The 18,736-nt window shown below is 42.1% G+C and carries 17 protein-coding genes; 8 read left to right on the forward strand and 9 right to left on the reverse strand.

From position 1 onward, the window contains the following. Positions 1-29: 29 nt before the first annotated feature. Both E0D70_RS09070 and E0D70_RS09075 read right to left on the reverse strand, forming a co-directional pair. Positions 30-872 (reverse strand): substrate-binding periplasmic protein, encoded by an 843-nt coding sequence (locus E0D70_RS09070; RefSeq protein ID WP_133011959.1) that lies wholly within the window; start codon positions 870-872, stop codon positions 30-32. 126 nt (positions 873-998) lie between these two features. Further along, positions 999-3,272, reverse strand: a complete 2,274-nt coding sequence (locus tag E0D70_RS09075; RefSeq protein WP_240537053.1) for a transglycosylase domain-containing protein — start codon at positions 3,270-3,272, stop codon at positions 999-1,001. 366 nt (positions 3,273-3,638) lie between these two features. Between E0D70_RS09075 and E0D70_RS09080 the strand changes: the two genes are divergently transcribed. The 5 genes from E0D70_RS09080 (at position 3,639) to E0D70_RS09100 (ending at position 7,686) form a co-directional block, all read left to right on the forward strand. Then, positions 3,639-3,998, forward strand: a complete 360-nt coding sequence (locus E0D70_RS09080; protein ID WP_133011961.1) for a Rieske (2Fe-2S) protein — start codon at positions 3,639-3,641, stop codon at positions 3,996-3,998. Positions 3,999-4,443: 445 nt separating this feature from the next. Beyond that, positions 4,444-5,232, forward strand: coding sequence for a molybdate ABC transporter substrate-binding protein (gene modA, locus E0D70_RS09085; RefSeq protein WP_207923237.1), 789 nt, complete (start codon positions 4,444-4,446; stop codon positions 5,230-5,232). A 12-nt stretch (positions 5,233-5,244) separates the two neighbouring features. Beyond that, entirely contained in the window at positions 5,245-5,940 is a 696-nt protein-coding gene (gene modB / locus E0D70_RS09090) for a molybdate ABC transporter permease subunit (protein WP_133011962.1), read from the forward strand. Between the two features lies 1 nt (position 5,941). Next, positions 5,942-7,021 (forward strand): molybdenum ABC transporter ATP-binding protein, encoded by a 1,080-nt coding sequence (gene modC / locus E0D70_RS09095; RefSeq protein WP_133011963.1) that lies wholly within the window; start codon positions 5,942-5,944, stop codon positions 7,019-7,021. Between the two features lie 212 nt (positions 7,022-7,233). Then, the gene (locus tag E0D70_RS09100) at positions 7,234-7,686 is read left to right on the forward strand and encodes a MarR family winged helix-turn-helix transcriptional regulator (protein WP_133011964.1); all 453 of its coding nucleotides are present in this window, start codon (positions 7,234-7,236) and stop codon (positions 7,684-7,686) included. A 14-nt stretch (positions 7,687-7,700) separates the two neighbouring features. On the opposite strand, the gene E0D70_RS09105 is transcribed toward E0D70_RS09100, so the two are convergent. Continuing rightward, positions 7,701-8,339: an HD domain-containing protein gene (locus E0D70_RS09105; protein ID WP_133011965.1), complete on the reverse strand. Its 639-nt coding sequence runs from the start codon at positions 8,337-8,339 to the stop codon at positions 7,701-7,703. 152 nt (positions 8,340-8,491) lie between these two features. Between E0D70_RS09105 and E0D70_RS09110 the strand changes: the two genes are divergently transcribed. Further along, positions 8,492-9,430 (forward strand): nucleoside recognition domain-containing protein, encoded by a 939-nt coding sequence (locus E0D70_RS09110; protein WP_133011966.1) that lies wholly within the window; start codon positions 8,492-8,494, stop codon positions 9,428-9,430. On the opposite strand, the gene E0D70_RS09115 is transcribed toward E0D70_RS09110, so the two are convergent. Together E0D70_RS09115 and E0D70_RS09120 are read right to left on the reverse strand one after the other, a co-directional pair. Then, a complete protein-coding gene (locus tag E0D70_RS09115) occupies positions 9,416-9,673 on the reverse strand; it encodes an MFS transporter (protein ID WP_133011967.1) in 258 nt (85 codons plus the stop codon). The two genes, E0D70_RS09110 and E0D70_RS09115, sit on opposite strands and share 15 nt — an antisense overlap. 206 nt (positions 9,674-9,879) lie before the next feature. Next, complete coding sequence (locus E0D70_RS09120) at positions 9,880-10,494, reverse strand: OmpW family outer membrane protein (RefSeq protein WP_240537054.1); 615 nt, start codon at positions 10,492-10,494, stop codon at positions 9,880-9,882. 310 nt (positions 10,495-10,804) lie between these two features. Here E0D70_RS09120 and E0D70_RS09125 point away from each other — a divergent pair, with 310 nt between their 5' ends. Continuing rightward, entirely contained in the window at positions 10,805-11,686 is an 882-nt protein-coding gene (locus tag E0D70_RS09125; RefSeq protein WP_133011968.1) for a carboxylate/amino acid/amine transporter, read from the forward strand. An 88-nt stretch (positions 11,687-11,774) separates the two neighbouring features. On the opposite strand, the gene E0D70_RS09130 is transcribed toward E0D70_RS09125, so the two are convergent. The 4 genes from E0D70_RS09130 to E0D70_RS09145 form a co-directional block, all read right to left on the reverse strand. After that, on the reverse strand, positions 11,775-12,509 hold the full coding sequence (locus E0D70_RS09130) for a YccT family protein (protein ID WP_133011969.1): 735 nt from the start codon (positions 12,507-12,509) through the stop codon (positions 11,775-11,777). A 213-nt stretch (positions 12,510-12,722) separates the two neighbouring features. After that, positions 12,723-12,968: a hypothetical protein gene (locus tag E0D70_RS09135; RefSeq protein WP_133011970.1), complete on the reverse strand. Its 246-nt coding sequence runs from the start codon at positions 12,966-12,968 to the stop codon at positions 12,723-12,725. A gap of 175 nt (positions 12,969-13,143) precedes the next feature. Continuing rightward, positions 13,144-14,748, reverse strand: coding sequence for an isocitrate lyase (locus tag E0D70_RS09140; RefSeq protein WP_133011971.1), 1,605 nt, complete (start codon positions 14,746-14,748; stop codon positions 13,144-13,146). A 119-nt stretch (positions 14,749-14,867) separates the two neighbouring features. Further along, positions 14,868-17,081 carry a malate synthase G gene (locus E0D70_RS09145; protein WP_420813332.1) on the reverse strand — a complete coding sequence of 738 codons (2,214 nt, stop codon included), beginning with the start codon at positions 17,079-17,081 and terminating at the stop codon, positions 14,868-14,870. 131 nt (positions 17,082-17,212) lie between these two features. On the opposite strand from E0D70_RS09145, the gene E0D70_RS09150 reads away from it, so the two are divergent. Further along, positions 17,213-18,736, forward strand: a complete 1,524-nt coding sequence (locus E0D70_RS09150) for a DUF3612 domain-containing protein (RefSeq protein ID WP_133011972.1) — start codon at positions 17,213-17,215, stop codon at positions 18,734-18,736.

Below are 18,736 nucleotides of genomic sequence, written 5' to 3' on the forward strand. Positions count from 1 at the left end.
TCGAGCGAAAAAGAACATTAGCTCGATATTTATTTCTTGAGTAAAGCTATGTCTGTCGTCTGAAATGCACGCCATTCTTTAATGCCATCAAACAATGCTTTTTCGGCGATACCTTGTTTGTGCATCTGACTCAATGCCATAGCGATTTTTTGTTTAACAGCTACCGTATTACAAGATGATGCTTTTGACAAAGTCAGATACAAGCCTTCACTGCTTATTGAAGGGGATTCGTAAGTGATTTGCTTTTGTAAACCAAGCATAGTGACATAGGCAATGCCTGGATTTTTTTCATAGAGAACATAATCCACACTGTCTGCCATCAGCATTTGAAAAGCATTAGACAAACTAGCAACAGACAAGATATTCAAATCTTGCCGTGCATAACTGTCAAAAGCCTGCCCAAAGCTATTACTTATAACAGTCACTCCCCATTTCCCTTGTAAATCTTTCTTAGAGTGAAAAGGAAAGGTTTCTCCCTTACGCTGCCAAACGACACTCGTTGTATGCAGCATAACAGGATAAAAATAGTCCATATAGCTCGCCCGACTATTGGTGTAAAAGGCGCCAGCTATCATATCAACTCGCCCGTTTTTCACTGCTGATAAGGCCTTAGACCAAGGCCCTACGCTTTTCAAAGTGATTGGGATATTAATGCGACGACTCAACTCATCAATAATGATTTTATTAGCACCAAGGAGCTGGTCATCTTTGTTATTGCCGCGCCAAAGAAAAGGGGGATATTCAGGATTGCCTGTGGCGGTCAGTGAAGAACATTCACCACCCGGTTCTTCATTTATTTCAGATGCGAAGGAAAAACCACTGAAAAAAACACTATTCATTAAACAAAAAAGTACCGTTTTCTGTAGCCACATAAAGCGAGAGCTCCTTAAAACATACAACAACATAAGACACGCTTTAGGAAACAATCGCCTACGAAGTTTAACCTGTAAAAGTAACGCTTTTTTCTATAAAGACAAAACATCATTAATTTATCAACATTAAAATGGCCATAGACAAGACGATGAAGACGTTGGTTGCGTTCCTAGAACGAACGCCAATGACTCTTTGTCGTCACAACGATCTGCGGCGATTTCAAATTCGTCTTTTAAGACATTATAACGCGCTGCACCTGTTGGCAAAGCTTCTGGTAACGAACGAGGATTAGTGTGCGCGGTAAAATCTATCCACACCTTCTGAGCCCCCGTCGCACCAGTTATATTCATTGGCTTATTGTCATCTAAACCGAGCCAAACTGTACTCGCATAATCCCCTGTAATACCCTCAAACCAGCTATCGCGTAGGTCATTAGTCGTTCCTGTTTTCGCAGCGAACTTAAGATCTGGAAAACGACGCTGAGCCGCTCTTGCGGTGCCCATTTCCGGCACTTTAGTCATACCATCTAAGGTGACGGCTAATAGTGCATCAGTAAAAGGAACACGAGTTGATAGATCAAAACGTTTCAGAAGCCTATTTTTTTGATCCATAACCGCCAGAACCACTCCCAACTCACTGCTTTTCCCTTGAGAAGCAATAGGTTGATACATTCTAGCGACTTCAAAAGGAGACAATTCTAACGCCCCTAATGCCATCGCAGGATGCATAGTAAAAGGTCGTTTAACACCTAATTGACGTAAAGTATCTCCCACTCGGTCAAACCCTACCTGTTGCGCTAGGTTTAAGGTCGCTAAGTTATAAGACCTCGCCATCGCTTCATACAGATGGACCATACCATGGGTTTTACGATCATAGTTTTCTGGTGCCCAAATCTTTCCAGCAATATCAAATCTTAGGGCTTTATCATCAATCTTCGACCACCACGTATATTTTCCAGTAGCCAAAGCAGACATATAAAGAGGAGGTTTAACCAAAGAACCAATTGGACGAACAGCACCAAGCGCTCGGTTAAACCCCGAATAATACTTATCACTCGAGCCAACAATTGCTCGTACTTGCCCGTTAATTCGATCGGTGACTACCATAGCACCTTGAAGCCCTTTTAGGTGGCGACTACGACTAATGGCTAATACTTGACGGCGCATCGCTTCGCTGGCGGCCTGTTGCGCTCTGATATCAACACCGGTGTAAATACGTAAATTTTTAGTGGCCAGTGTCTTTTGATCAAAATCACGAGAAAGCTGCATGGAAACTAGGTCAAGATAATCACCATAAACAGAACGTTCTTTATGTTTATCAGCAAGGCGAATGGGCTGTTTTTTCAAGACATTATAATCGCCTTGAGTAAGACGCCCTTGATCCTTCAAAATAGCTAACACCGTATTACGGCGTGACAATGCGCGCTTAGGATGGCGCTCTGGATTATAAATGGACGGTCCTTTAACCATACCTACTAACAGCGCTAACTCATCAATATTCAGCTCTTTCAAAGGGCGACCAAAGAAATGCTGACTCGCTGCCGCAAAACCATGAAGCCCTTCATTACCAACTTGAGCCAGATACACCTCATTCATATAAGCGGTAATAATGGCCGATTTTGAATAATGGTATTCCAACAGTAAACTCATCACGACTTCGGTTAACTTGCGAGTATAGGTCCGTTCCGAGCTCAAAAACATATTCTTAACAAGCTGCTGCGTTAACGTCGAACCTCCTTGGCGACGAGATCCGTGGGTGAAATTGACCCACGCCGCGCGCGCAATACCGGTAGGCGAAATTCCCCAGTGAGAATAGAAATCTCTGTCTTCGACTGTGGTTAAAATCTCAATAAGAGGTTTAGGAATATCGTCATAGGAAAGGATTTCACGACGCTCAGTATTACCGCCATAAAGAAAACCAATACGTTGCGGCTCAATGCTGGCCTCTTCAACCGAGTCACCATTCAAAGAGTGAATCGCAAGCTTGCCATCTTCAAAGGAAAAAATACGTCGTTCACTAGGGTGATAACCTGAATAATCAACATAAGAGCGTAAGTTAGCGCTTACCTTAGTTTGGCTACGAGCGGCCCAACCTACTTTCTGGCTATTACGACCGAATCGATAGCCGGTTTCTTTAAGCAGGGTTTCAAGGTCTTCTTTTTTCCAAGGTGCGCCATTTTTAAGATAAATAGGCGCACTGTATACTTCTGAGGGCACTTGCCATTTCTGCCCTTCAAAGCGAGAAGTTACTTTTTGATCAAGCCACCAAACCCAGCCTACAAAAGGTAAGCTTGCTAGCAAAGCGAGGATCAATCCCCACTTGAAAATAAAGCGCCAAAATTTACCAAAAAAGGAACGTTTAGGTTTGCTTTTTGATGTTTTTTTCGTTTTTGAAGTCATAGACTTACGCGGAGATTTAGAAGGTGTTTTATTAGCCATTAAGCAAGTATAAGGAGCTTATCAGTACCTAGCAACGATCATTCAAAAACTAATATTTTTTCTCTCTTAGATCGACAAAAAACAAGCGATTAGGCGGCTTTATATTGACAAGTCCTATGGTAATCTGACATTTTCAGTCTTCCCTATTACTAGGGTGAAAGAAACACTGAGTACATGAAAATAAAAAATGGTGATAAAAGACTATTAAATGGCTCTACCTGTGAAGAAGTGTTCATTTGAAAGATCTACAAAATTCAAACTGGCTCACTGGAAAAGTTAGCGTCATTAAATCCAGTTAATTCTTTGTCTAAAAAGTGTGGTGATCCTGTGTTTTATAAACATCTTATTCCAAACGCGAAATATTTGACCGAAGGCAACTCGTTACATTTCCAAGCTAAACACGCTGATTTTGTCATCGTGAAACAGCAAGGTACTTTGCTTGCTTATGAAAATCGCTGCCCTCACCAAAAACGCTCTTTAAGCAGTGATTCAGAACGCTTTTTTGATGACGATGGCGATTATTTAAAATGCCGCCATCATGGTGCTCTTTTCACCCCATCAGATGGTCAGTGCATCGCTGGACCTTGTCAGGGAAAAACATTAAAACGTGCCACAATTGGTCTTGAAGAAGGCGATTTTTATTTGCTTATAGCGGAAAATATCGAATCCAATAGCGCGGTTGCTTAGGGTGACGTAAAGCCACAACACAAATGATCATATTGAGAAAATGAGTAAACACTTATCCTTGTGGCTTCTGAATATCAGCACGCGATAATTGTACTTAGAAAACACAATGAAACGGTATTCATAGCATCATTGTCCATTTTGCATTCGTGTCGACGGGCTCGCCTATGACAAACACATTGCTCACAAATACGCTTACTTATTGAGCGATGATAACGAAACGTGCCGCAGTTTGGTTTATGCGTAAAAACGCCTTATTCTCAAGTCATATCCCAGTAAAGTAACACGACAACTGCACTACCAATAGGGATAATGCTCTTCTTTAGCCAAGAATAAGACATCTCATTATCATCTTCGGTTTACTCTTTCCAGAACAGATTAAGATATGTTTGAAAGAAATATCCAATTTAACATCAACCTATATTTATTTTAATTCTGAGAGTGAATTATGATGTTTTTTGATTTAAGAAAACGAGAAAGAATACCCCTTTATTCATTCATAAAAATAGCCACTATCAGTTTTTTCATGTTTTGCTCTGGGATCATTTTTGCAGAGCCTCTACGTATTGCTGTCGCCTCCAACTTCACGTCGCCAATGCAAAAGCTCGCCCCTTTGTTTGAAAAAGAAACAGGGCAAAAAATTCAGCTGTCTTTTGGCTCATCCGGCAAGTTTTATGCTCAGATTCAACACGGAGCTCCATTTGATGTCTTTCTTTCTGCGGATCAAGCAAAGCCCAACAAACTCATTCAAATGGGCCTAGCATTAAAAGAAAGCCAAACTGTTTACGCAAAAGGTACGCTTGCGCTCTGGTCTGCCAAACTAAAGTCCGTAGAGCCTATAACGAACGTGTTAAAAAATGCGCGTAAAATAGCCATCGCCAATCCAAAATTAGCGCCTTACGGCAAGGCGGCAGAAGAAACACTTAAAAAATTAAACCTTTGGTCACCACTAAAAAATAAATTAGTACAAGGTGAAAACATTGGGCAGACCTATCAATTCGTTTACACTAAAAATGCCGATGTAGGCTTTGTGGCATTATCTCAAGTACTGTCTGGTGACATAAAAGGCAGCTTTTGGACAGTACCCAGCTCTTTTCATGCTGATATTAAGCAGTCCGCTGTAGTCATAAAAAAATCAAAGCAAAAGAAAATGGCTACTGCTTTTCTAGCGTTTTTAATGCGCCCTGATATTCAGAAAAAAATTGCCAGCTTTGGCTACCAAACATCCATTAAATAAGGCTTTTCCTATATGTCACTGAGCCCTGGAGACATAACGGCAATTTGGTTAACACTCAAGCTGTCTGCTTTAGTAACCTGCTTGTTACTCATTATCAGCACACCCATTGCTTGGTGGTTAGCAAGAACCCAGTCTTGGTTAAAAGCGCCTATTAATGCCATTGTTGCCATGCCTTTAGTATTACCACCAACAGTGCTAGGGTTTTACTTACTCATTTTTTTAGGCCCTGACGGAACGTTAGGCTCACTGCTTAATGAATTAGGCATGTCCCCTTTACCTTTTAGCTTTAAAGGACTTGTTGTCGCCTCAATGATTTACTCTTTGCCTTTTGTCGTGCAGCCCATTCAAAATTCGTTTGCCGCCATGGGCAATCGCCCTCTAGAAGTGGCGGCCACACTACGTGCTTCGCCATGGAATAGGTTTGTTTATGTGGCTTTACCACTGGCTAAACCCGGCTATCTAAGCGCGGCAATACTAGGGTTTGCTCACACTGTAGGAGAGTTCGGTGTGGTATTAATGATAGGGGGGAATATTCAAGGTGAAACGCGCGTGTTATCGGTACAAATATACGATCATGTTGAAGCGCTGGAATATGGCCAGGCTCATTTTCTTTCTTTAATTATGGTCGCCTTTGCTTTCTGTGTCTTAGCGCTGCTTTATGCTTTGCAAAAACGCGGAAAAAATACCGTCATCGAAAGTGCTTTCTAAAATGACTGATTTAAAAATACGCTTAACCAAAAACAACACAGCTCATTTTTCTTTAAATATCGACTTACGTCTACCAAACCACGGCGTAACCGCCATTTTTGGCCGTTCAGGATCGGGGAAAACAACACTATTACGCTGCATTGCTGGACTAGAAAAAAGTGAGTTTGGTGAAGTCAGCCTCAATGGGGACGTTTGGCAAAATACAATGACTTGGCTGCCTCCTCATAAAAGACCGATTGGTTATGTTTTTCAAGAAGCCAGTTTATTCCCTCACTTAAGCGCAAAAGAAAACCTAGAATTTGCGATAAAAAGAGCCAATACAAAACAAACCATTATTGACTATGAAGAAATAGTCACTTTAATGGGGATAAAACCATTACTAGCAAAATACCCTAATCAATTATCCGGTGGCGAACGACAACGCATTGCCATTGCGCGCGCATTATTAATTCAACCCAAAGTATTACTCATGGATGAACCGCTTTCAGCGCTTGATGAAAGTCTAAAACAAGACATACTTCCTTATTTAGAAGCGCTCTGTCGGCGCGTTCAAATCCCTATTTTATACATCAGCCACTCTATTGACGAAATTATTCGCCTCGCTGATTACCTTGTCATCCTAGATAACGGAAAAGTGATAGATCAAGGCAGAACGCAAAAAATTCTTGGAAAATTACCCACACCTCTTCTACAAAGCCAAGACGCTAGTGTGCTCATTTCAGGAACCATTACTGAGAAACACAAAGAATGGGGACTCTCTAAAGTGAGTTTTTCCCATCACCATATGATGATAAAAAGTAGTGAAGAGAAAATAGGCGATACGATGCGATTAAGAGTCAAATCTAGAGATGTCAGTATTTCACTTTCAAACGAAGATAATTCGAGTATTTTAAACCGCTTAGCGGTAGTGATCGATGATCTAGTAAAAGACGACCAAGATCCCAGCATGATGATGGTGAGAATGTTAGCAGGAGATACACCAATTCTGGCAAATATCACGGCGTTATCCGCGGATAAACTTAACCTTAAAAAGGGAAAAAATGTCATCGCTCAAATAAAGTCGGCTGCCGTTTTAAGATAATCTCTATCTTTTTTTTTGCCTCCCCCCTTCAAAATTTCAGTTCTTTTTCAATCTCGTTCTAACTAAATCAATAAAGCGATTTCAAAACCTTATGAACTTTCTTTGGTACAAACAGTCTTTGTAATATTGCGATTAAATTGAAAACCAAACAAATTGATTAAGTCTACTTTCATTAATAAAGCTCACTTAATCGATATGAAAAGAATGAGATTATGCCTAACAACGAATCAGACTTACAACTCACCCTTATCAATATCATTTATGGTTTAAAAACCACGATGAAAGAAACCATGAGCCTAAAAGAGATTCCTTTGTCTCCTCTGTGCTTCATGATTCTTAAAGGCATTCATGAAAATGAAAAATGCACGGCTCATGCGCTTTCTGAAATGACACATAAAGACAAGGGACAAATGGCGCGTTTGATTAAAGAACTAATGCTGCACAAGGTTATTTATAAAGAAGCCAATCCATTAGACAAGCGCAGTCAATATTTGCGCTTAACTGAGGAAGGTCTTCAGTATTATCTCGAATTGAAAGCCGCAGACAATATCGCTATTAACCAAATACTATCTGACATTAGCGATAAGGAACTAGAGCGATTTTTGAAACTAGGCGAAAAAATGGTAAACAATATTGCCACTTTGAACACTAAGCCAAAAGCCTGAATGCGATGGTTACATCATATTTCCTTTGCTAGCTGATGTAAAAAATCTCGCATCTTACTTTCACGAAGCTCCCCTTCTTTGCGAGCCGCTGCAGTATTCAGTGTCGCACTAATATGAAATAACTTTTTAAAGAAATGATCTATTGTAAACTCAACGTCATTTGGCTGGCGTTGAGTACAAAAAGGGTCCTCTAAAGCATATAAACTACGCCCTAACGCCCCGCTAACTTGCATACAACGCGCAATACCTATCGCACCTAATGCGTCAAGACGATCCGCATCCTGCACTATTTTCGCTTCAAGCGTTTCAGGATCTATATTTGCACTAAAACTATGGGCACAAATAGCATGATGGATCGGCGCATAATATTGCTCAGGATAGCCAATTTCAGTTAAGAATTTGACCGCCTTATCGCCTGCCATAGACGATGCTTTGGCTCTATCTGGGTGGCTTTTTGGCAATGAAAAACAGTCATGTAGCCATGCGGCTGGTACCACTATTGCCAACTCAGCAGACTCATCTCTCGCCAATTGCTTCGCTACTTTTACAACTCGTTCAATATGATGAATATCGTGAGCCACATCCGCAATGCTTTCTTGCTCAATAAACAAGCGACATTGGGTTTCATATTTTATTAGCCAAGAATCCGTCATGAAACGCCCTCTTTACAGTTTCTATCGCGTATCATACAAGTATTCAAAAGCGGTTTTAATAACAAATTAACCAAAGCAAACCTTCTAATTACAATAATTTTTCTATACATTGCCGCTTACCTACCGTTTTGTACCAATCACTGGAGTATTTGGTGGATCAGTTTATTTCCCTCATTTTAGTATCGGGTAAAGCTGGGCTTAATATGGCTCTGTATATTTTAATGCCTATGATGGTCATCATGTTAGCAATCATGAAGCTGCTTGATGCTAAAGGCATTTTAAGCTGGGTATGCGATAAACTGGCGCCAATGTCACGTTTATTTGGCATTCCAGGACTCGGTGTTTTTGCAGCCCTTAAAATTACCTTTGTCAGTTTTGCCGCTCCCATTGCAACCCTCTCCTTAATGGATAAAAACGGTACTAACGAACGACATTTAGCTGCCACACTAGCCATGGTACTCGCCATGTCTCAAGCTAATGCTGCCTTTCCATTAGCGGCTGTAGGGTTAAATATCGGTGTATTAATCGGTACTTCTTTTATTGGTGGATTAGCCGCTTCATCTGTTACTTATTATCTGTTCACAAAAAATTGGTCCACTTCCGAAATAACAAATGAAGATGATGCTCCAACAGCAAGTTATGAGGGAAAAAAGAGTATTTTACAAATTCTGTCCGATGGCGGGCAAGAAGGCATGCGTCTCGCTCTCGGCATGGTTCCTATGTTAATTATTGCGATCTTTTTTGTTAACGTACTCAAAGCGTTGCATGTCATCGATTATTTAGCACCAATATTAGCTCCTGCCTTAAGTTTGATTCATTTACCCGAAGCCAGTGTTCTGCCACTAATAACCAAATTCATTGCTGGCGGCACCGCTTATGTTGGCATCACAATTGATCTTGTAAAACAGGGCGCTATTAGCGTAACTGAGCTAAACCGGATGGCTGGATTTGCCACAAACCCATTAGATGTTGCAGGTATTGCTATTTTCGCTGCGGCAGGAAAACGCATCAACAAGGTGATGCGCGTTGCAATATATGGCGGCTTAATTGGTATGTTTGTCCGTGGGGTTTTGCACTTAATTATCTTTTAAGGTATTAAACAACCGACGGCGACCATAATTATCACCTAATCGCCCTCCCATCGCTAAACAGACAGCAAAGCTGACACCATAAACTGCAACCATCAGCTCTAATTCTATATGGCTAGCATTCAATGCTGAGGCAATTGAGCCCAATGCAACATTTACTATTGAAAAGTCGATCAATGGCAGAAGCTGTCCAGCCATTAAAATAGCCAGCCCTGCTGCGCTCAACGAAGCTCTTGTCTTATTCATAATTACCCTAGAATTAATGATTCTTTGATATCGTCATGGAAGGTTTTTTTAGACTGTCATCAAAAAGTAGCTGTTTAACTATAAAAAACACTAATAATATCATCAAAGTTTAAGAGCTTATGAGTTCTACATAAGATTCTAGAAATAAAAAAGCCTTGATGCTGCGGCAACATCAAGGCTTCAAAAAAAGAACCTATGCTGGGGTGTTAAAAAGTATAACCAACACCTACCATAACTGACACTGGATCAATTTCTGTATGAAATGTTCCCTTTGCAGTTCGCACATCAGTATCAATGTCCATATACCAAACAGACGCATTCGCAAACCAGTTCTTAGCAATTTTAGCATCTACACCCGCTTGTGCAGCCCAGCCTAAAGAATCATCAACGCTAACATCTGTATCTGCTAAGGCACCTTTGCCTTTCTCGTCAAAGAAGAAAGTGTAGTTAACACCCGCTCCAACATAAGGGCGAATTTTACTGTCAGCTTTACCAAAATAATATTGCGCCATCAAAGAAGGAGGTAACTGAGAAACTTCTGCGACCTTGCCTAAGCCTTTTGTAGAGACATCATGAGTAAATGGCGTCGCTAACAGCAATTCAACCCCCATATTGTCAGTCGCCATGTAAGTCAAGGTAGCTGCTAATTGGGTATCATTGCTTATATTAAGTTCACCAGTTCCTAACACGTTATCACTGCTTTCATTCGGCATAACAATAGCGGCACCGCCCCGCACGAAAAAATCGCCTGCATTATGAGCAAGAGCAACGGAAGAACAAAGCGCAGAAACAAGAGCAACAGGGATAAGTGCTTTCATCATCAGATTCCTTTTTTTAGTCAAATGAAATATCAATGACGAGCAAGGTACCAAGTCTGATACAGTAAAATGTTAATCTAGATCAAGGTTTGCCTAGCGCAAGCCAGCAAGCACGACACAACCCCAATCTATGTCAATAAAAGCACACTATTTTGAATGCACTCTGCATTTGATTTTCGGTCAATTTACTTTACGAACATTCAGTTAGTGAATTACTTGATTAGTAAACCATATATTTTATTTTGGTAAACAGATTTACCCAAATGATCGAACTGGTTAGACTTAGCGCAACTTTTGTGTGGAATTAAATCTTATGCCAATACTTATTGCCGTCACCCTTCTATGGGCATTCTCATTCAGCTTAATTGGCGTTTATCTCGCTGGACAAGTTGACCCCTGGTTTTCGGTGCTAATGCGCGTAGCGCTCGCCACCATGGTTTTTTTACCGTTCTTGAAAATCCGTCAGATTGAACCAAGAATTGCCTTTAAACTAATGATTTGTGGAGCCTTGCAACTCGGCATAATGTACGGATTTTACTACCAATCCTTCCTCTATTTATCGGTACCGGAAGTGCTTTTATTCACGGTTATGACACCAATATACGTTACATTACTGAATGGATTGTTAGACAAACGCTTCAATATTGGTTTTCTTTTTAGTGCTTTATTAGCCGTACTAGGTGCTATTGCCATTCGCTATCAAGGTATTAACGAAGGCTTTATTAAGGGCTTACTCATTGTACAAGGTGCGAACCTTTGTTTTGCTGCCGGTCAAGTGGGCTATAAACGTATCATGGCAAAAGAGCGCCCTGATATACCACAGCGAACAATATTTGGCTGGTTTTTCATCGGTGCTCTTATTGTTGTTATTCCTTGCTTCCTAGCCTTAGGCAACGTAGATAAATTACCGACAACGCCATTGCAATGGGGTATTTTGACCTACCTTGGTATTATTGCTTCAGGTTTAGGGTACTTTGCTTGGAATAGAGGAGCGACGTTAGTCAACATAGGAACACTTGCTATTGCGAATAATTTATTGATTCCTGCTGGCATACTAGTGAACGTTCTCTTTTGGAATCGTGATGCCGACATACTTCGACTTGCGATCGGTGGTGGTATTATCCTATTAGCGCTTTGGGTAAATGATAAGTTCAATCAAAAACTGGCCAATAAATCAGAAGTTCAAACCGCTTAAGTAAAAAATAATAGACAAAAAAAACCTGCAAATTTGCAGGTTTTTTTGTTTCTAAATTTGTCTTTCTGTTTTTAATCAATAAACAATATTATTGAACTAACCAAACTTGGAAGGCTTTACGCTCTACTGGTGTCGCTTTATTGAACCAGAAGGTCAGCATCTCAAATTGTGTATTTTTAGCTTTCGGCTGATGCATGTTATCTACCATCCAAATACGGAAGTCTTTGCGAGTTGCTTCATCTGATTTATTAAACCAGAATTGTAACATTTGAAATTCATTGGCTTCAGTAACGGATTTTGGCGCAGGAGCAGGCGCATACGTTGCCGCAGAATTAGCCGCAGCGGCAACACCGACACCAGTGAAAGTTTTAATCTCTTCTAGATAATCACGAGTAGGTTGAAAGCCAGATTTAAAAGGCAAGATTCTCTCTTTGTAATCTACCTTACTGCCGTCTTTCGTATTAACAATGGTAAACGTCGGTTTATCAGCGTAATTAGAAGCTTTTACATCAGTGCGAATATATGGTGCTTTAAGCTCAAGATTCACATCTTTTTTCATATCTAAATCAATAATAATTGGTTCAGATTTGAACAAATTAAAACTGTCACTATTACGAAGCCCCTGGTGGTAACGTACGACAATTTGATGATGCCCTGGCTTTAGATCAACTTTAAAATCTGAACCAAAATCTCCCCCATCTTTCAGGTCAACATACATGATTTCGTATGAAACAGGGACTTTAAATTCCGCAGCAACAGCATGGGTGGTGATAGCTCCAAGTAGAATTGAGCTAGCTAGAATAGTGGTGTTCTTAAAGCGCATAGTTGGCTCCCTAAAGGCACGGCTTATGTTTTATCACGAGCCTATTTTTAATAATATTGTTATTCGAATACTGTCGAACCCGTTTATATTTCATCAATCTACCATAAAGCCAAAAAGAGTTTAGTATTATCTTCATTTTGCTTAATAACTTGCTGAATTTTGTCTTTTTTCTCATCCTAAACAAGAACATCACTATAGAGATTGATTATTACTCTATGGCCTAATTGGCCCACCGCCGCGATGATCTCCACCACTGTATTTACTATCATTCTTACCTGAGCTGTCTATCGGTCCATTACTTTTTTTAGCACTTAGAGATCCAGTTAATGGCCCCGTTGGCCCACCACCACGGTGATCTCCACCTTCATAATCATTATTTGAAAATAATGAGCACCCTGACAGACTCAAGATGGTAACCATAATGGCAATCTGTTTTAGTTTGTTCGTTAGTCGTGTCACTGGCTTACTCCTATTGACCTTATTAGGTTAATGCTAAGTAGCTTAAAAAGAAAAGGCAAACAAAGCCTGCCTTACTTAACACTTTATTTTGCGCATAAAAAAAGGCCAGCAATCACAATATTGCTGGCCTTACAAAGACACACTTAAGGAAAATAGCTAAGGGAATAAACTAACCTTAAGAAGATACGGCGAACTGATTCATCGTATTGTCTTTACCTGACGCTTTCAGTGCTTGCGCCCCAGAGAAGTACTCTTTATGGTCATCACCCATATTAGAGCCAGACATGTCCTGATGTTTTACGCAGGCCAAGCCTTGGCGGATCTCTTTACGCTGCACTTCTTTCACATACCCCAGCATGCCTTGATCGCCAAAGTAGTCTTTCGCTAAATTGTCGGTAGACAATGCCGCAGTATGGTAAGTCGGCAAGGTAATTAAATGGTGGAAAATACCCGCTTTCTGCGCCGCGTCTTTCTGGAAACAACGAATACGTTCATCCGCTTCTATCGCGAGCTCTGTCGTATCGTATTGAGAAGACATCAACTGATCACGCTGGTAATCCGCGGTGTTTTTACCTTCTTCCAACCAGGCATCAAATACTTGCTGACGGAAGTTTAACGTCCAGTTAAACGAAGGACTGTTGTTGTAAACCAGTTTCGCATTAGGCACCACATCACGAATACGATTGACCAGTTCTGCGATTTGGCCAATGTGCGGCTTCTCTGTTTCAATCCACAACAAATCTGCGCCATTTTGCAATGAAGTAATACAATCCAACACCACACGATCTGCGCCAGTGTCCGCTTTAAAGCGCACTAAGCCATTTGCTAAACGGGTTGGTTTGATTAAACGATCACCTTGTTTAATGGCCATATCACCAGACTGCATGTCTGCAAGCGAGGTCACTTCATCGCCATCTAGGTAGGCGTTGTATTGATCTGCTAAATCGCCTGGCTCACGAGATACTGGGATTTTTTGCGTCAAACCAGCGCCTAAAGAATCAGTACGCGCCACGATGACACCATCGTCCACTCCCAGCTCCATAAACGCATAACGTACCGCGTTAATTTTCGCTAAGAAATCTTCATGTGGCACCGTCACCTTACCGTCTTGGTGGCCACATTGTTTGGCGTCAGATACTTGGTTCTCGATCTGAATACAACAAGCGCCCGCTTCGATCATTTTTTTCGCCAACAGGTAAGTCGCTTCTTCATTACCAAACCCTGCATCAATGTCTGCAATGATCGGGACAACATGAGTTTCAAAGTTATCAATTTGCGTTTGCGCCGCTTGCTCTCGCACTTGATCGCCAGCTTCTCGGGCTTCGTCCAAGTCTTTAAATAGATGCTGAAGCTCACGTGCATCCGCTTGTTTTAAGAAGGTATAAAGTTCTTCGATCAAGGCTGGTACAGAGGTTTTCTCATGCATAGACTGATCTGGTAAAGGACCAAATTCAGAACGCATTGCCGCCACCATCCAACCTGATAGGTACAGGTAACGGCTGCGTGTGGTACCAAAATGCTTTTTAATAGAAATCATTTTCTGTTGGCCGATAAAACCGTGCCAGCAACCTAAAGACTGGGTGTAATTCCCTGCATCGTTATCGTAGCTTGCCATGTCTTCACGCATAATTTTAGCCGTGTATTTGGCGATGTCTAAACCACTGGTAAAACGATTCTGCAATTGCATTCTGGCCACGTTCTCAGGGTTAATCGCCCCCCATGTGCCTTGTTGCTGAATTGTCTGTGCTGCCTGCTGAGTTTTATTTTTGTAAGTTTGCATGGTTAAGCCCTCTTATTTTAGGTTAGGTTTTTAGTTTCTTTGGCAACAGCCAATATTTGTTAAATCATCAAATTCAGATACGTTGTCTTTTGCTCTCTATGGTCTTGCTTGCCTTACCTTTACTCTTGAGCAGCGGCTTTCGCTCGTACTCGGTAGGTATGCAAGAGAGGCTCGGTGTAGCCATTTGGCTGCTCGGTCCCTTTAAAGATCAAATCCTTCGCCGCATTAAAGGCGAAACTTGAATGCTCGTTGGCCGTCATTCCGGCTGGCGCCATTGGCTGATAATCTGGCGTATTTTTATTTTGCTCATCGACCACTTTTGCCATTCGCTCCATCACCGCCATCAGATGGTTTTTGTTGCAAATGCCGTGCAGTAACCAATTCGCCAAATGCTGGCTAGAGATACGCAAGGTGGCACGGTCTTCCATTAGGGCCGTGTTGTTAATATCAGGCACTTTTGAGCAGCCAATACCCGCTTCTACCCAGCGCACCACATACCCCAATAGACCTTGAACATTGTTCTCAATTTCACGCTCGATGATGTCGGCCGATAAAGCTTGACCAGGTTGAATAACCGGAATCCGCAGTAAATCAGTAAACGTAACGGGCGCGCGCTGCTTGATCTTCTCTTGCTCTGCAAACACATCCACTTGGTGATAATGCAAAGCATGTAAAGTCGCCGCCGTTGGTGAAGGTACCCAAGCGGTATTGGCTCCGGCTTTCGGGTGCGCGATTTTGGTTTTCATCATCGCGGACATCTCATCTGGCATTGCCCACATGCCTTTGCCTATCTGCGCTCGACCTTGCAAACCACATTGCAACCCCATGTCGACATTACGATCTTCATAAGCACCAATCCACGCTTGGGCTTTAATCTGATCTTTGGGTAAAAATGCTCCCGCCTGCATGCTGGTATGGATCTCATCGCCGGTACGGTCCAAGAACCCGGTATTAATGAACACCACCCGTTCTTGCGCCATGCGTATGCATTCTTTTAAATTCAGTGTGGTGCGACGCTCTTCATCCATAATGCCGATCTTTAGCGTGTTCTTCGCCAAGCCCAATAGCTGCTCAACACGAGAGAATAGCTCACAGCTAAACGCCACTTCTTCTGGTCCATGCATCTTCGGTTTTACGATATAAATACTGCCTGTACGGCTATTACTAAGGCCCTTTTCTCGCTCTAAATCCAATGCACCGATCAAGGCGGTAACCACCGCATCTATGATGCCTTCAGGTACAAAATCGCCGTTTGAGTCTTGGATCAAATCCGATTCCATCAAGTGACCAACATTGCGGATCAGCATTAAGGAGCGAGCAGATACACAATATGTTTCACCTTCTAAATCGGTAAAAATACGATCTGGATTCATCCGACGAGTATGAGTTTCACCGTCTTTCTCAAAGCGAGTCTCCAATGTGCCTTGCATCAAACCTAACCAGTTTTGATAAATTTCTAATTTATCTTCGGCGTCTACTGCGGCCACAGAATCTTCACAATCCATAATGGTGGTCAGTGCAGACTCGATGATGATGTCATCGATATTAGCTTTATCGTGTATGCCATTTTTGCCATTACGATCGAATTTGATCTCTACATGCAGGCCGTTGTTTTTTAGCAAAATCGACTCTGGCTCGGCTTTTTGACCATTCAGCGCAACAAACTGACATGGCGTTTTTAAGCCGGTTTGATGACCATCAGCAAAGAACGCCAAGATATGGTGGTAGTACACAACATAGCTTGTTACATCATGATGAGAACCTTCATCAAGAGGGAAAGTGTTATCTAGAAAATCTTTCGCCTTGGCGATAACCTGTTGACCTCGTTGGGTATTATGACCACCAGCCAAATCTTGCTCACTATGGGCAATCACATCAGTACCGTAAAAGGCGTCGTACACACTGCCCCAACGAGCATTGACTGCGTTCAACGCGAAACGAGCATTTTTCAGCGGCACAACCAATTGAGGACCTGCCAAGCGCGCGATCTCATCATCCACATTGTCTGTGCTGACGGTGACGTCCCCACCCGCTTTCACCAAGTAACCAATATCTCTAAGAAAAGATTCATACTCAGCCACATCCATTGGCTGACCTTGTTGCTCTTTATGCCATTGGTCAATTTGTTGCTGCAGGCGAGCTCGCGTTGCTAACAATTGGCGATTTACGGGCGCTAGATCGTCGATCAACAAAGTCAATTCATGCCAAAATGTCTCAGCATCTAAGCCACGAAGCGGCAGGACATCGTTATCAAGAAAGCGACGAAAATCATCATTTACCAACAGGCTTAGCCCATGTTGCATCTCATTGTTTTTATTTTGTGATTGCTTCATCTTACTTTCCTTTTCTCATCTACCTGTCTTATCGGGATATTGCTAACGAGTTCCAATTGCTTGATTTTTAGTCTACGACAAACTAAATTAGAATTTCACAATAAGAATTACACAGTGTAAATTTTACAAAAATGAAAAATAAAAATAGCCTTATCCGTAAAGCCCATTTTTTGGGTACCAAGATCCGCAACCTCAGAAAACGCAACCGTTTGACGATGGAAGACCTGTCTGCCAGATGCGTAAAAGTGAACGCGGAATACGCGCCGTCTGTCTCTTATTTGTCTATGATAGAGAGGGGGAAACGCGTTCCCAGTGAAGACGTGCTGGAGATTATTGCCAGTGTTTTCCAGAAAAACATTGAATGGTTTCTAGACGACATTCCAGAAGAAGACGCGATTGTGCCGCAAAAAGGCTCCGGTGGCGGCCTTAATGGTATGGCCCTTGAACCGAATTTCTTATTTTCAAAAGAAATTCTACAAATTGCCATTCCTGAAATGCTTTCCCAAACCGGTACCAGTGGTCGTCAATTCGCTCACCTTTTGATCCGCGCTCACCAAGAACACCATCAAAATCATTTTCCTGATTTAGAACGCGCTGCAGAAGAAGTTGGCCAAAAACGCCTACCTCTTAGTCTTGATGAAATAGTCGCTATTACCAAGCAGATGGGCTTACAAATCAAATGGTTCCGTAAGACACCATTGTCAGTACTAGAAAGCATGGGGATCAACGAACAACATGTGGTGACCTCGTTCTTTGAGCCACCCAATCAGATCTACATTAATCAGATCATGAAATCACAACCCCAGCGGCTAAAGTACAATCTTGCTGTGCACATTGGTCATGCGGTACTGCACGACAAAGATGGCATGAGAAACGTACTGGTCACTGGGCGTAATGAGATTTCCCCATTGCAAGCACCGCATTCACGAGCGCAAACTTCGGGTATGGACGCGCAAGATATTCTCTACGCTTGGCGGGATTTTGAATGCAGTTTTTTTGCGGGTGCACTACTGTGCCCAAAAGTGCCTTTCCGGCAACTGCTTGATCGAAATGGTTACGAAATTAACACAGCAAAACTGGCTGGTGTCTCAGAGTCTGTTGCCATGCGTCGTATGACTGCGGTATCACCTTACCCACACTGGCATTATTTTGACGCCTTCGCTCCGGGAAAACTCAAAGCCGTATACCGTGGTAATGGCATTCCCTTGCCCTGGGGGAACATGAGCTTGGTAGAAGACCCTTGCCAGAATTGGGCGGTATTTCGCATGATTACTGCGCCAACTACGGGCACATCGGCGCAGATTTCTATCCTAAATGTCGGCGACGAACCTCGCATCTATGCCTGCGAATCCATTAAGGTAGAAGACCTGACGGGCAGTAGCCATGTGTTGTGTTCTGGTATTGATTTAAACCCTGCAATTGAAGCCCAAGGCAAAGACGCCATTGCGATTGCTCAAGAACTAAAACACGCTTGTTTCAGTGGTGGCGGTACATCGGCTATCCCTAACGCGATGAAAAAAGACCTCATGAGCGTGGCAAAAATACTCAACATCAACTGGGTAGAACGCGGCATAGACAATGACGCTAGGCTTATTTGCCCTCGCGGTTCAGTTTGCCCAAGAACCCCAAGCTGCTACCAACCCTGTGGTGGCTAG

The organism is Marinomonas flavescens (genome assembly GCF_004352835.1).
Classification (GTDB): Bacteria; Pseudomonadota; Gammaproteobacteria; order Pseudomonadales; family Marinomonadaceae; genus Marinomonas; species Marinomonas flavescens.

Bases quoted from the DNA above. Each gene is read 5' to 3' on its own strand.
- E0D70_RS09145 (WP_420813332.1), bottom strand. From the start codon at position 17,081: ATGAAGCAATCACAAAATAAAAACAATGAGATGCAACATGGGCTAAGC.
- E0D70_RS09070 (WP_133011959.1), bottom strand. From the start codon at position 872: ATGTGGCTACAGAAAACGGTACTTTTTTGTTTAATGAATAGTGTTTTT.
- E0D70_RS09115 (WP_133011967.1), bottom strand. From the start codon at position 9,673: ATGAATAAGACAAGAGCTTCGTTGAGCGCAGCAGGGCTGGCTATTTTA.
- E0D70_RS09105 (WP_133011965.1), bottom strand. From the start codon at position 8,339: ATGACGGATTCTTGGCTAATAAAATATGAAACCCAATGTCGCTTGTTT.
- E0D70_RS09100 (WP_133011964.1), top strand. From the start codon at position 7,234: ATGCCTAACAACGAATCAGACTTACAACTCACCCTTATCAATATCATT.
- modB (WP_133011962.1), top strand. From the start codon at position 5,245: ATGTCACTGAGCCCTGGAGACATAACGGCAATTTGGTTAACACTCAAG.
- modC (WP_133011963.1), top strand. From the start codon at position 5,942: ATGACTGATTTAAAAATACGCTTAACCAAAAACAACACAGCTCATTTT.
- E0D70_RS09150 (WP_133011972.1), top strand. From the start codon at position 17,213: ATGAAAAATAAAAATAGCCTTATCCGTAAAGCCCATTTTTTGGGTACC.
- E0D70_RS09075 (WP_240537053.1), bottom strand. From the start codon at position 3,272: ATGACTTCAAAAACGAAAAAAACATCAAAAAGCAAACCTAAACGTTCC.
- E0D70_RS09125 (WP_133011968.1), top strand. From the start codon at position 10,805: ATGCCAATACTTATTGCCGTCACCCTTCTATGGGCATTCTCATTCAGC.
- E0D70_RS09140 (WP_133011971.1), bottom strand. From the start codon at position 14,748: ATGCAAACTTACAAAAATAAAACTCAGCAGGCAGCACAGACAATTCAG.
- modA (WP_207923237.1), top strand. From the start codon at position 4,444: ATGATGTTTTTTGATTTAAGAAAACGAGAAAGAATACCCCTTTATTCA.
- E0D70_RS09120 (WP_240537054.1), bottom strand. From the start codon at position 10,494: ATGATGAAAGCACTTATCCCTGTTGCTCTTGTTTCTGCGCTTTGTTCT.
- E0D70_RS09130 (WP_133011969.1), bottom strand. From the start codon at position 12,509: ATGCGCTTTAAGAACACCACTATTCTAGCTAGCTCAATTCTACTTGGA.